Source organism: Rhodanobacter denitrificans (assembly GCF_003335105.1).
Taxonomy (GTDB): Bacteria; Pseudomonadota; Gammaproteobacteria; order Xanthomonadales; family Rhodanobacteraceae; genus Rhodanobacter; species Rhodanobacter denitrificans_A.
The window spans coordinates 66,506-79,318 of the sequence record NZ_QFWQ01000006.1 but is presented as its reverse complement, the minus strand read 5'-3'; the positions used below and the strand labels follow the sequence as shown (position 1 = coordinate 79,318).

The 12,813-nt window shown below is 70.4% G+C and carries 11 protein-coding genes; all 11 read left to right on the top strand.

Annotated features, from left to right (window positions below; genetic code table 11):
* Positions 1–22 precede the first annotated feature (22 nt).
* The 11 genes from DEO45_RS16600 to ilvA all read left to right on the top strand — a co-directional run bounded on the left by DEO45_RS16600 (position 23) and on the right by ilvA (position 12,748).
* Complete coding sequence (locus DEO45_RS16600) at positions 23–160, top strand: hypothetical protein (protein ID WP_189339721.1); 138 nt, start codon at positions 23–25, stop codon at positions 158–160.
* Between the two features lie 108 nt (positions 161–268).
* Positions 269–1,915 carry a 2-isopropylmalate synthase gene (locus tag DEO45_RS09930; RefSeq protein ID WP_114343048.1) on the top strand — a complete coding sequence of 549 codons (1,647 nt, stop codon included), beginning with the start codon at positions 269–271 and terminating at the stop codon, positions 1,913–1,915.
* Complete coding sequence (locus DEO45_RS09925) at positions 1,912–2,853, top strand: branched-chain amino acid transaminase (protein WP_114343047.1); 942 nt, start codon at positions 1,912–1,914, stop codon at positions 2,851–2,853. Before DEO45_RS09930 ends, DEO45_RS09925 begins: the two co-directional genes overlap by 4 nt.
* Positions 2,853–4,265 carry a 3-isopropylmalate dehydratase large subunit gene (gene leuC, locus DEO45_RS09920; protein ID WP_114343046.1) on the top strand — a complete coding sequence of 471 codons (1,413 nt, stop codon included), beginning with the start codon at positions 2,853–2,855 and terminating at the stop codon, positions 4,263–4,265. The genes DEO45_RS09925 and leuC overlap by 1 nt, the downstream gene beginning before the upstream one ends.
* Positions 4,262–4,843, top strand: coding sequence for a 3-isopropylmalate dehydratase small subunit (gene leuD / locus DEO45_RS09915; RefSeq protein WP_114343045.1), 582 nt, complete (start codon positions 4,262–4,264; stop codon positions 4,841–4,843). The genes leuC and leuD overlap by 4 nt, the downstream gene beginning before the upstream one ends.
* Entirely contained in the window at positions 4,840–5,937 is a 1,098-nt protein-coding gene (gene leuB / locus DEO45_RS09910) for a 3-isopropylmalate dehydrogenase (protein WP_114343044.1), read from the top strand. The genes leuD and leuB overlap by 4 nt, the downstream gene beginning before the upstream one ends.
* Positions 5,938–6,186: 249 nt before the next feature.
* On the top strand, positions 6,187–7,890 hold the full coding sequence (locus tag DEO45_RS09905; protein WP_114343043.1) for a dihydroxy-acid dehydratase: 1,704 nt from the start codon (positions 6,187–6,189) through the stop codon (positions 7,888–7,890).
* Positions 7,887–8,900, top strand: coding sequence for a ketol-acid reductoisomerase (gene ilvC, locus DEO45_RS09900; protein ID WP_114343042.1), 1,014 nt, complete (start codon positions 7,887–7,889; stop codon positions 8,898–8,900). Before DEO45_RS09905 ends, ilvC begins: the two co-directional genes overlap by 4 nt.
* A gap of 187 nt (positions 8,901–9,087) precedes the next feature.
* Complete coding sequence (gene ilvB / locus DEO45_RS09895) at positions 9,088–10,944, top strand: biosynthetic-type acetolactate synthase large subunit (protein ID WP_428992437.1); 1,857 nt, start codon at positions 9,088–9,090, stop codon at positions 10,942–10,944.
* Positions 10,945–10,955: 11 nt separating this feature from the next.
* Positions 10,956–11,204: an acetolactate synthase small subunit gene (ilvN, locus tag DEO45_RS09890; protein WP_114343040.1), complete on the top strand. Its 249-nt coding sequence runs from the start codon at positions 10,956–10,958 to the stop codon at positions 11,202–11,204.
* Positions 11,201–12,748, top strand: coding sequence for a threonine ammonia-lyase, biosynthetic (gene ilvA, locus DEO45_RS09885; protein ID WP_114343039.1), 1,548 nt, complete (start codon positions 11,201–11,203; stop codon positions 12,746–12,748). The genes ilvN and ilvA overlap by 4 nt, the downstream gene beginning before the upstream one ends.
* Positions 12,749–12,813 lie beyond the last annotated feature (65 nt).

Below are 12,813 nucleotides of genomic sequence, written 5' to 3'. Positions count from 1 at the left end.
GACCTGCTTTACGGTCGATCACATGTCGCAGCGCAACAGCCACCGCAGCATCGCCGAAGGAAACCGTCTCATGACGGTTGCCGGCCTGCTGCAGGCTCGCGGCACGCTCCTTATTACCCTCGTACTCGTACTCCTTATTACCAACGGAGGTGCGGGCTGAGGGCATGTGTCCAGGTAGCTAGAAAAACCTGAAAACACCCGAAGAACCCCGCACCCGGTAACGGATGCGGGGTTTTTTTGTGCCTTCGGCGCCGCCCACAGCGGAGCCATGATGAAAACCCCCGACCAGCAGAGCCCTCCCGCCAGCGACGACGACGTAGTCGGAGAGCGCGTGCGGATCTTCGACACCACCCTGCGCGACGGCGAGCAGGCGCCCGGTTTCTCGATGGACCGGCGCGCCAAGCTGCGCATGGCGCAGCAGCTCGAGGCGCTCGGCGTGGACGTGCTCGAAGCGGGTTTTCCGCAGGCCTCGCCGGACGATTTTGCTGCAGTCGCGCAAATCGCCGGAGCGCTGAAAGCCACCACGGTCTGCGCCCTGGCGCGCTGTCAGGACGGCGACATCGACAGCGCCGCCCGTGCGTTGCAGGCGGCCCGTCATTCGCGCATCCACCTGTTCCTGTCGACCAGCCCGCTGCATCGCGAGCACAAGCTGGGCATGAGCAAGTCGCAGGTGCTGGAGACTGCGGTGCGCGCGATCGAGCGCGCCCGCGGGCTGTGCCATGAGGTGGAATTTTCCGCCGAGGACGCACTGCGCACCGAACCCGACTTCCTCGCCGAGGTGTTCAGCGCCGCGGTCGCCGCCGGCGCCAGCACGCTCAACGCACCGGACACGGTGGGCTACACCACGCCGACCGAGATCGTCGAGCTGTTCGAGTACCTGCGCCGCCACATCGTGGGCGCGGAGCGGGTGGTGTTCTCCAGCCACTGCCACGACGACCTCGGCATGGCGGTGGCGAACAGCTTGGCCGCCGTGAGCGCCGGCGCACGCCAGGTGGAATGCACCATCAACGGCATCGGCGAGCGCGCCGGCAACGCCGCGCTGGAGGAGGTGGTGATGGCGCTGAAGGTGCGCGCGCCGCACTTCGGCGTGGATACCCGTATCGACACGCGCCAGCTGTACCCGACCTCGCGCCTGCTGACCGAGCTGACCGGCCAGGCGGTCCCGCGCAACAAGGCGATCGTGGGCGCCAACGCGTTCGCGCACGAATCGGGCATCCACCAGCACGGCATGCTCAAGCACCGCGGCACCTACGAGATCATGCGGCCGCAGGACGTCGGCATCGCCGAGACGAAGCTGGTGATGGGCAAGCATTCCGGCCGCGCCGCGCTGCGCCAGCGCCTGCAGGCCATGGGCCATACCCCGGACGACGACGCGCTGGACGACATCTTCAGCCGCTTCAAGACGCTGGCCGACCACGGCCGCGAGCTGCACGACGAAGACCTGGAAGCGCTGGCGCTGGGCCACGACCCGCACGCCGGCGGCCCATGGCAACTGGTGCAGCTGCACGCCAGCTCGCACCTGGGCGGCAGCGCCTCGGCCTCGGTGAAGCTGGCCCACGACGACGGCCACGAGGTCGGCGAGGCGGCGATCGGCGACGGCCCGGTGGACGCGGTGCTGCGCGCGATCGAGCGCGCCACCGGCACGCCGCTGGCGCTCACCCGCTTCCAGATCGACGCGCTCGGCGAAGGCGCCGACGCCCAGGGCCACGCGCAGCTGAGCGCGCGCCATGCCGCGCGCGACTGGCGCGGCCACGGCAGCAGCACCGACATCGTCGAGGCCGCCGCGCTGGCCGCGCTGGTCATCGTCAATCGGATCGAACGCCAATCCACCTTGAACCCACTAACCGACAAGCGGCCTTCCATGGCCGCGCGCACGGACGCGCACGGACGCGCGCACAAGGAGACCACCGCATGAACACCCCATTCGTCTGGCACAACGGCCGCATCAAGCCGTGGGCCGAGGCCAACGTCCACGTCAGCACGCACGCGCTGCACTACGGCTCCTCCGTGTTCGAGGGCGAGCGCGTGTACGCCACGCCGCGCGGTCCGGCCTATTTCCGCCTGGCCGACCATACCCGTCGCCTGTTCGAGTCGGCCCGCGTCTACGAGATCGACGTCGGCTACAGCGAGGACGAGATCAACGCCGCCTGCCTGGAGCTGATCCGCGCCAACGCGATGCCGTCGGCCTATGTGCGGCCGATCGTGTTCCGCGGCGCCGGTGGCCTGGGCGTGCTGGCGAAGGACGGCGCGCCGGTCGAGGTGGCGCTCATGGCGATGGCCTGGGGCGCGTACCTGGGCGAGGCGGCCGAACGCGGCGCCGACGTGTGCGTGTCGTCGTGGCACCGCCCCGCGCCGAACACCATCCCGAGCTGGGCCAAGGCCGGCGGCAATTACCTCTCGAGCCAGCTGATCGGGCTGGAGGCGCGCCGCAACGGCTACGACGAAGGCATCGCGCTGGGCCACGGCGGCCTGCTCAGCGAAGGCGCCGGCGAGAACATCTTCCTGGTCAAGCGCGGCAAGCTGCTCACGCCGCCGTCCAGCGCCGGCATCCTGGCCGGGATCACCCGCGACAGCGTGCTCGCCCTGGCCGCCGACCTCGGCATCGCGGTGGAAGAACGCGAGCTGCCGCGCGAGGCGCTGTACTCGGCCGACGAAGTGTTCATGACCGGTACCGCCGCCGAGATCACCCCGGTGCGCTCGGTCGACCGCAAGGCGATCGGCAAGGGTGCGCCCGGCCCGGTCACGCAACAGCTGCGGCAGGCGTTCTTCGGCCTGTTCGATGGGCGTACCGAGGATCGCCACGGCTGGTTGAGTTTGGTGCACAGCGAAGCCACGACGCAGGAGGCTGCGTAATGGCCAAGACCCTCTTCGAAAAAATCTGGGACGCCCACGTCGTCGCCGCCGAGACCGCCGACACGCCGGCGATCCTCTACGTCGACCTGCACCTGGTACACGAGGTCACCTCGCCGCAGGCGTTCAGCGAATTGCGCGAGCGCGGCCTGAAGCTGCGCCGGCCGGATCGCATGCTGGCCACGCTGGACCATTCCACGCCGACCCTGCCGGTGAACGCCGACGGCAGCCGCCCCTACGCGAGCGCCGAGGCGCAGGCGCAGGTCGCGCAGTTGGAAAGCAACTGCCGCGAGTTCGGCGTCGAGCTGCACGGCTGGGACAGCGCCGAACGCGGCATCGTGCACGTGATCGGCCCCGAGCTCGGCGCGACGCAACCGGGCATGACGATCGTCTGCGGCGACAGCCACACCTCCACGCACGGCGCGTTCGGCGCGCTGGCGTTCGGCATCGGCACCACCGAGGTCGGCCACGTGATGGCCACGCAGTGCCTGCTGCAGCGCAGGCCGAAGACCATGGCGATCCACGTCGATGGCGCGTTGCCCGCCGGCGTCGGCGCCAAGGACCTGATCCTGCACATCATCGGCAGCATCGGCGTCGATGGCGGCACCGGCCACGTGCTGGAGTACCGCGGCGCGGCGATCGAGGCGCTGTCGATGGACGAACGCATGACCGTCTGCAACATGTCGATCGAGGCCGGCGCGCGCGCCGGGCTGATCGCGCCGGACGAGACCACCTTCGAATGGCTGAAGGGTCGCCCGCGCGTGCCGCAGGGCCCCTCGTGGGACGCGGCGATGGCGCAGTGGCGCACGTTGAAGAGCGACGACGGTGCGCGCTACGACCGCGAGGTGCGCATCGATGCCGCCGCGGTGAAGCCCACCGTCACCTACGGCACCCATCCCGGCATGGCGATCGCGATGGACGCACCGGTACCGGCGGCGACGAATGCGCAGGAGCGCCGCGCGCTCGACTACATGCAGAGCAAGCCCGGCCAGCCGATGCAGGGCACGCCGGTGGACGTGGTGTTCGTCGGCAGCTGCACCAACTCGCGCCTGTCCGACCTGCGCGAAGCGGCCCGCGTGCTGCACGGCCGGCACATCGCCAGTGGCGTGCGCATGCTGGTGGTGCCCGGCTCCGAGGCGGTACGCCGCGACGCCGAGCGCGAAGGCCTGCACCACGTGTTCACCGCCGCCGGCGCCGAGTGGCGCGTGCCCGGCTGCTCGATGTGCATCGCGATGAACGGCGACCTGGCGCAGCCGGGCCAGCTGGTCGTGTCCACCTCCAACCGCAACTTCGAAGGCCGCCAGGGCAAGGGCGCACGCACCGTGCTGGCCAGCCCGGCCACCGCGGCGGCGTCGGCGATCGCCGGGCGCATCGCCGACCCGCGCGAGTACGCGACGCAGGAGCAAGCCGCATGAAACCCATCACCCGCCTCCACTCGCGCACCGCCGTGCTGGCCGACGAGAACATCGACACCGACCGCATCATTCCCGCGCGCTTCCTCACCACCACCACCCGCGAAGGGTTGGGCAGGCTGTGCTTCCACGACTGGCGCTACCAGGCCGACGGCAGCGACAACCCGGCCTTCCCGCTGAACGGGCCGGAAGCGCGCGGCTGCTCGATCTTGGTCGCCGGAAACAACTTCGGCTGCGGTTCCTCGCGCGAGCACGCACCGTGGGCACTGCTCGACTACGGCATCCAGGCGGTGCTGTGCAGCGAGATCGCGGACATCTTCCGCGGCAACGCGCTGAAGAACGGCCTGCTGGCGATCCAGCTCGACGAGCTGGAACACCGCTGGCTGCTCAGGCACCCCGGCATCGAGCTGGCGATCGACGTGCGCGGCCAGTTCATCGAACTGCCCGACGGCGGCCGCATCCCGTTCACGCTGGAACCGTTCGCCAGGCACTGCCTGCTCAACGGCGTCGACCAGCTCGGCTACCTGCTGCAAAACGAGAAGTTGATCACCCATTACGAACAACAGGAGCAAGCGGCATGAAGGCCCATATCGTCACCCTGCCCGGCGATGGCGTCGGCCCCGAGGTCACCGCCGCCGCGGTGGCCGTGCTGAAGACCGTGGCCGCGCGCTACGAGCACGCGTTCACGTTCGACGAACAGCTGATCGGCGGCGCCGCGATCGACGCCAGCGGCGAGCCGCTGCCGGCCGCCGCGCTGGCCGCCTGCCAGGCCGCCGACGCGGTGTTGCTGGGTGCCGTGGGCGGCCCGAAGTGGTCCGATCCGAACGCGCCGGTGCGTCCCGAACAGGGACTGCTGGCGCTGCGCGCCGCGCTGGGCGTGTACGCCAACCTGCGCCCGCTGCAGGTGCATCCGGCACTGGCCAGCCTGTCGCCGTTGAAGAACGACCGGCTGCGCAACGTCGACGTGCTGTTCGTGCGCGAGCTCACCGGCGGCACCTATTTCGGCGCGAAGACGCGCAGCGCCGACGCCGCCACCGACGAGTGCAGGTACACCGTGGCCGAGGTCGAGCGGGTGGTACGCCGCGCGTTCGAGCTGGCGCGCGGCCGCCGCCAGCACGTCACCTCGGTGGACAAGGCGAACGTGCTGGAAACCTCGCGGCTGTGGCGCAGCACGGTGCAGCGCATCGCCGCCGACTACCCCGACGTGAAGGTCGAGCACCAGCTGGTCGATTCCATGGCGATGCTGCTGCTGACCCGGCCGAACAGCTACGACGTGGTGGTCACCGAGAACCTGTTCGGCGACATCCTCACCGACGAAGCCGCCGCACTCGCCGGCTCGCTGGGCCTGCTGCCGTCGGCCTCGCTGGGCGAAGGCCGGCGCGGCCTGTACGAGCCGATCCACGGTTCCGCGCCGGACATCGCCGGCACCGGCGTGGCCAACCCGATCGGCGCGATCCTTTCCGCTGCACTGCTGCTGCGTCATTCGCTGGGCCTGGAGGCCGAGGCGACTGCGGTGGAGTCGGCGGTGGAGCAGGTGTTGCGCTACGGCCCGCACAGCCGCGACATCGGCGGCCACGCCGGCACCGACGAGGTGCGCGACGCGGTGCTCGAAGCGGTCGGCGAGCAGGCCGACACCGCCGCCGCGTTCTTCTGCGGGGCACGCGCATGCGGCTGATGCCATTACCCGGTTTCCCAGGCGGCCACACGGAGGTGTCCGCGTTTTCTGCTGCCCCCTGCGCGCATGCGACGCGGATGGTCCCTGCACGCCGCGATGGCGCCGACTCCCTGGCCGTCCCGTCGACCTCCCTCGCGCGCAGGGGGCGCTTTTTTCCTGTGCTTCGCTCGGCTCCGCCGCGAGCACCCACCCCTCATCCCGGCCTTCTCCCCGGCGGGGAGAAGGCATTCCGTCCTTCGGAGATTTTTGATGCGCAGTGACCTGATCAAGAGCGGCCCCGACCGCGCACCCGCCCGCGCCATGCTGCGCGCCACCGGCCTCGACGACGAAGCCATCGCCAAGCCGCTGGTGGCCGTGGTGCATACCTGGTCGAACGTGAGCCCGTGCAACCTCAATCTGCGCGAGCTGGCGGCCGAAGCCGCCGCCGGCATCCGCGCCGCGGGCGGCACGCCGGTGGAGTTCAACACCATCGCGGTCACCGACGGCATCGCGATGGGCACGCCGGGCATGCGCTCGTCGCTGATCAGCCGCGAGGTGATCACCGACTCGATCGAACTGGCGGTGGACGGCCACTGCCTCGACGCGATGGTGGTGCTGTGCGGCTGCGACAAGACCATTCCGGCCGCCGCGATGGCGCTGGCGCGGCTGAACATCCCCGGCGTGGCGCTGTACGGCGGCACCATCGCGCACGGCACTCACGACAACCATCCGATCACCATCCAGCAGGTGTTCGAGGCGGTCGGCGCGCACGGCGCAGGCAAGATAGACGACGAGGAGCTGACCGCGGTGGAGCGCGACGCCTGCCCCGGCGCCGGTGCCTGCGGTGGCCAGTTCACCGCAAACACGATGGCGATGGTGCTGACCACGCTGGGCCTGTCGCCGCTGGGCTACAACGACATCCCCGCCACCCATCCGGCCAAGGGTGCGGCCGCGTTCCGCTGCGGCGAGCTGGTGATGGAGTGCCTGCGGGCGGACCGCACGCCGCGCGGGCTGATCACGCGCACCTCGACGCGCAACGCCGCGCGCATGGTCGCCGCCACCGCCGGATCCACCAACGCGGTGCTGCACCTGCTGGCGATCGCGCGCGAAGCCGGCGTCGAATGGACGCTGGAGGATTTCCAGCCGGCCTCGGAACACACCCCGGTGATCGCCGACCTGCTGCCCGGCGGCCGCTACACCGCGGTCGAGCTGTTCGGCGCCGGCGGCAGCGCGCGGGTGGCGCAGGAGCTGATCGCCGCCGGCATGCTGGAAGATGCACCCACCGTCACCGGCCGTTCGCTGTTCGCCGAAGTCGCCGCCGCACCGCGCGCCGAAGCACAGGACGTGGTGCATCCGGTGGACGCACCACTGAAGCCGCGCGGCGGCTACTCGATCCTATACGGCAACCTCGCACCGGAGGGCTGCATCCTCAAGCTCGCCGGCAAGGGCGCCAGCCATTTCGAAGGCTGCGCCCGCGTCTACGAGAGCGAGGAGCAGGCGTTCGCCGCGGTACAGGCCGGCGACATCGGCAAGGGCGACGTCATCGTGATCCGCAACGAAGGCCCCGCCGGCGGCCCCGGCATGCGCGAGATGCTCGGCGTCACCGCCGCGCTGATCGGCCGCGGCCTCGGCGACGACGTGGCGCTGATCACCGACGGGCGCTTCTCCGGCGCCACCCACGGCTTCATGGTTGGCCACATCGCGCCGGAAGCCGCGCGCGGCGGCCCGATCGCGCTGCTGCACGAAGGCGACCGCATCCGCATCGACGCCGACACGCGCGAGATCGCCACCGACGCCGATCTCGCCGGCCGTCGCGCCGGCTGGCAACCGCCGGCACCCAAGGTGGCGCGCGGCGCGCTGGCCAAGTACGCGCTGCTGGTCGGCTCCGCCTCCGACGGCGCCACCACCCATCCGCAAACCGCCACATCCATTCCCGTCCGCCAACGCACCACCATCGAAGGAGTCACCGCATGAGCAACGCCAGCAACCCCCTCGCCACATCCCGCATCGCCGTACTCGGCTACGGCAGCCAGGGCCGCGCGCACGCGCTCAACCTGCGCGACTCCGGCCTCGACGTGGTGGTCGGCCTGCGCCCGAACGGCCCGACCTGGCACAAGGCCAAGGCCGACGGCTTCAACGTCGCCGAGCCGGCCGAGGCGGTGAAGGGTGCCGACCTGGTCGCCGTGCTCACCCCGGACATGGTGCAGCCGACGCTGTACAGGGAATCGATCGAGCCGAACATCAAGCCCGGCGCCGCATTGCTGTTCGCGCACGGCTTCAACGTGCATTTCGGCCAGATCAAGCCGCGCGCCGACATCGACGTGATCCTGGTCGCGCCGAAAGGCCCCGGTGCGCTGGTGCGCAGCGAGTACGAGCGCGGCCGCGGCGTGCCGTGCATCTGGGCGGTGCACCAGGACGTCAGCGGCCAGGCGGAGGCAAAGACGAAAGGCTACGCCGACGGCATCGGCGGCGGCCGCGCGATGATCATCCGGACCGACTTCAAGGAAGAGACCGAGACCGACCTGTTCGGCGAGCAGGCGGTGCTGTGCGGCGGTGCGAGCGAGCTGGTGATCAAGGGCTTCGAGACCCTGGTCGAGGCCGGCTACCAGCCGGAGATCGCCTACTACGAGGTGATGCACGAGCTGAAGCTGATCGTCGACCTGTTCTACGACGGCGGCCTGGCGAAGATGCTGCAGTTCGTCTCCGAGACCGCGCAGTACGGCGACTACGTCAGCGGCCCGCGGGTGGTCGACGCCGGCACCAAGGCGCGCATGAAGGACGTGCTCACCGACATCCAGGACGGCACCTTCGCGCGCAACTGGATTGCCGAATACCAGGCCGGCCTGCCGAACTACAAGCGCCTGAAGCAGGCCGACCTCGAGCATCCGATCGAGCAGGTCGGCGCGAAGCTGCGTGCGCGGATGCCGTGGCTGCAGCCCAACCCGGCACCCGCCGCCGTCGCGCCGTTGAAGAAGGCTGGCTGACGCTCCTGGCTCCTCCCCCTGCAAAGCAGGGGGAGGTTGGAGGGGGTAAAGCTTTTGACTTCAGGATCAAGATCAAGAGCGACCCCTCCCCAACCCTCCCCTGCGTTGCAGGGGAGGGGCACATCTGCCGTATTTCTCCACTGTCTTGCAGGGAAGAGCACGGCACTGAACCTTGGGGATTTTTCTAGTGAATGCACAAGCACTGCAAGCCGAAACCACGACCGGTCGACGCCCGCTGGCCGGCCAGAGCATGAGCGGCGCCGAAGTGATCGTGCAGGTACTCGCCGACGAAGGCGTCGGCGTGCTGTTCGGCTATTCCGGCGGGGCTATCCTGCCGGTGTACGACGCGGTGTTCCGTCACAACGCCGAACATCCGCGCGCCGACGGCAACGAGGCGATGCGGCTGGTGGTGCCGGCCAACGAGCAGGGCGCCGGCTTCATGGCGGCCGGCTATGCGCGCGCGTCGGGCCGGGTCGGCGTGGCCATCGTCACCTCCGGCCCCGGCGCTACCAACATGGTCACGCCGGTGCGCGATTCGATGGCCGACTCGGTCCCGCTGGTGGTGATCTGCGGCCAAGTGGGCACCGCGGCGATCGGCAGCGATGCGTTCCAGGAGGCGCCGGTCAGCAACATCATGGGCGCCTGCGCCAAGCACGTGTTCCTGGTCACCGACGCCACGCAGCTGGAAGCCACCGTCCGCACCGCGTTCACCCTGGCGCGCAGCGGCCGGCCCGGCCCGGTGGTGGTGGACGTGCCGAAGGACGTGCAGAACGCCGCGCTCCCCTGGCACGGGAGCGGCGAACTGCTGCTGGCCGGCTACCGCGCGCGGCTGCGCGCGGTCGAGCAATCGGTGCTCGGCGACGCCGACTGTGGCGCCTTCTTCGCCGCGCTGATGCGGGCCGAGCGTCCGCTTATCTACGCCGGCGGTGGCGTGATCGCGGCGGAGGCGTCAGCCGCGCTGCGTGCGTTCGTCGATGAATTCGGGCTGCCGGTAACCACCACGCTGATGGGCCTGGGCAGCTTCGACAGCACCGCCCCGCTGGCACTGCACCTGCTCGGCATGCACGGCACCGCGTACGCGAACTACGCCGTCGAGGATTGCGACTTCGTGCTGGCGCTGGGCGCACGCTTCGACGACCGCGTCGCCGGCGTGCCGGACAAGTTCGCGCCGCGGGCGAAGTTCATCGCCCAGCTCGACATCGACCCGTCCGAGATCGGCAAGGTGAAGCCGGCCGACTGGCATCACGTCGGTCCGCTCAGGCGCGCGCTGGAGCGACTCACCGCGTATGGCCGCGCGCATGGCATGCGGCCGAAGCTGGGCGCCTGGCATGCGCACGTGGCCGAACTCAAGCGCGTGCACGCGATGAACTACGACCGCGCCAGCACGCTGATCCAGCCGTACGCGGTGATCGAGGCGATCAACCGCCATGCGCAGGGCAACGCCATCGTCAGCACCGGCGTCGGCCAGCACCAGATGTGGGCGGCACAGTATTTCGACTTCCGCGCGCCGCGCCGCTGGCTCACTTCCGGCTCGATGGGCACGATGGGCTTCGGCCTGCCGGCCGCGATCGGCGCGCAGTTCGCGCATCCGGGCAAGCTCGTCATCGACATCGACGGCGACGCCAGCATCCGCATGAACATCGGCGAGCTGGAAACCGTCACCACTTACGGCCTGCCGCTGAAGGTCGTGGTGCTCAACAACGTCGGCGACGGCATGGTGCGGCAGTGGCAGAAGTTGTACTTCAAGGGCCGCTTCGCCTCGTCGGACAAGAGCCTGCACAGGAAGGACTTCGTGCGTGCCGCGCAGGCCGACGGCTTCGCCTGGGCGCAGCGGCTGGAGCGCCACGACGCGCTGGAGGCGACCATCGCCGCCTTCCTCGCCTTCGATGGCCCGGCCTTCCTGGAAGTGATGATCGACCCGGACGCCGGCGTGTACCCGATGGTCGGTCCCGGCGCCAGCTACGCGCAGATGATCACCGGCGATTTCATTGCCTCGCGCGCGGCACCGGCCGCACGCGAGCCCTCCACGTCGAACATGTTCTAGGGAGAAACGCCATGCAGCACACCCTGTCCATCCTGTTGCAGAACGAAGCCGGCGCGCTGGTGCGCGTGGCCGGCCTGTTCGCCGCGCGCGGCTACAACATCGACACGCTGACCGTGGCGGCCACCCACGACCCCGCCGTCTCGCGGCTCACCTTGAGCCTGCAGTGCGACGACGCCGCGCTCGGCCAGATCCTGCAGCAGACGCGCAAACTGGTCGACGTGCTGCAGGTGGCGCATCCGGCCCCCGCGCTCGCGGCATGAATGCCGTCGCACCACTCGTCGTCGACGACGACCTGCTGGCGCGGATCCGCGCCGCGCGGGTCTACGAGGTGGCGCAGGTATCGGCGCTGGAAGCTGCGCCGCTGCTCGGCGAACGTCTGGGCCGGCCAGTGCTGCTGAAGCGCGAGGACCAGCAGCCGGTGTTCTCGTTCAAGCTGCGCGGCGCTTACAACCGCATGGTACAGCTGGATGCGGCGCAACGCGCGCGCGGCGTGGTCGCCGCTTCCGCCGGCAACCATGCGCAGGGCGTGGCGCTGGCCGCGGCGAAGCTGGGCATCCGCGCCACCATCGTGATGCCGGTGACCGCGCCACGGGTGAAGGTGGACGCGGTGCGCCGCTTCGGCGGGGCGATGGTGGACGTCGTGCTGGCGGGCGACTCCTACAGCGACGCGCAGGCCGCCGCCGCGCGGCTGCAGGCCGAGCGCGGCGCGGCGTTCGTGCACCCGTTCGACGACCCTGCGGTGATCGCCGGCCAGGGCACGGTCGCGCTGGAGATCCTGCGGCAGCATCCGGGCCCGCTCGAGGCGGTGTTCGTGCCGGTCGGCGGCGGCGGCCTGCTCGCCGGCGTGGCCGCATGCATCAAGGCGCTGCGACCCGAGGTGCGGGTGATCGGCGTGCAGGCGACGGATTCGGACGCGATGGTGCGCTCGCTGGAAACCGGCGAACGCGTCGCGCTGGATGAGGTCGGCCTGTTCGCCGACGGCACCGCGGTGAAGCAGGTCGGCGCGCTGACCTTCGCGCTATGCCGGCAGCACGTGGACGCGATGCTGCGGGTGGATGCCGACGCGATCTGCGCGGCGATCCGCGACATCTACCAGGACACCCGCAGCGTGGCCGAACCATCCGGCGCGCTGGCGCTGGCCGGGCTGAAGCAATACGTGGCCGCACACGGCGACGGCGCGGGCGCGCTGGTGGCGATCGTCTCCGGCGCCAACATGAACTTCGACCGCCTGCGCTTCGTCGCCGAGCGCGCCGAGGTGGGCGAGCAGCGCGAGGCGGTGTTCGCGGTGACCATCCCGGAGGAGCGCGGCAGCTTCCGCCGCTTCTGCGCCGCGCTGGGCCGGCACGACATCACCGAGTTCAACTACCGCATCGGCGACGCCCGTTCCGCGCACATCTTCGTGGGCGTGCGGATCGCCAGCCGCGACGAGCGCGAGGCGCTGGCCGCGGCATTCCGCGCGCAGGCGTTCGACGTGCTCGACCTCACCGACGACGAGCTGGCCAAGCTGCACCTGCGCCACATGATCGGCGGCCGTTCGCCGCTGGCGCGCGACGAGCGGCTGTACCGCTTCGAGTTCCCCGAGCGGCCCGGCGCGCTCACCGATTTCCTCGGCCGGCTGCACCCGGACTGGAACGTCAGCCTGTTCCACTACCGCAACCATGGCGCCGACCACGGCCGCATCCTGGTCGGCATCCAGGTACCGGCGGCCGAGCAGCCGCTGTTCCAGCGCTTTCTCGCCACGCTCGGTTACCCGCACATGGACGAGAGCACGCACCCGGCCTACCGGCTGCTGCTGCGGGAATGATCGCGGCAGGGCAACCGTGACCCGCGCGGCGAGGGACGGGTGGCGCACTCCATAGGCGTGAGGTG

Bases quoted from the DNA above. Each gene is read 5' to 3' on its own strand.
- DEO45_RS09930 (WP_114343048.1), top strand. From the start codon at position 269: ATGATGAAAACCCCCGACCAGCAGAGCCCTCCCGCCAGCGACGACGAC.
- leuB (WP_114343044.1), top strand. From the start codon at position 4,840: ATGAAGGCCCATATCGTCACCCTGCCCGGCGATGGCGTCGGCCCCGAG.
- DEO45_RS09905 (WP_114343043.1), top strand. From the start codon at position 6,187: ATGCGCAGTGACCTGATCAAGAGCGGCCCCGACCGCGCACCCGCCCGC.
- ilvN (WP_114343040.1), top strand. From the start codon at position 10,956: ATGCAGCACACCCTGTCCATCCTGTTGCAGAACGAAGCCGGCGCGCTG.
- DEO45_RS09925 (WP_114343047.1), top strand. From the start codon at position 1,912: ATGAACACCCCATTCGTCTGGCACAACGGCCGCATCAAGCCGTGGGCC.
- ilvA (WP_114343039.1), top strand. From the start codon at position 11,201: ATGAATGCCGTCGCACCACTCGTCGTCGACGACGACCTGCTGGCGCGG.
- leuC (WP_114343046.1), top strand. From the start codon at position 2,853: ATGGCCAAGACCCTCTTCGAAAAAATCTGGGACGCCCACGTCGTCGCC.
- DEO45_RS16600 (WP_189339721.1), top strand. From the start codon at position 23: ATGTCGCAGCGCAACAGCCACCGCAGCATCGCCGAAGGAAACCGTCTC.
- ilvC (WP_114343042.1), top strand. From the start codon at position 7,887: ATGAGCAACGCCAGCAACCCCCTCGCCACATCCCGCATCGCCGTACTC.
- leuD (WP_114343045.1), top strand. From the start codon at position 4,262: ATGAAACCCATCACCCGCCTCCACTCGCGCACCGCCGTGCTGGCCGAC.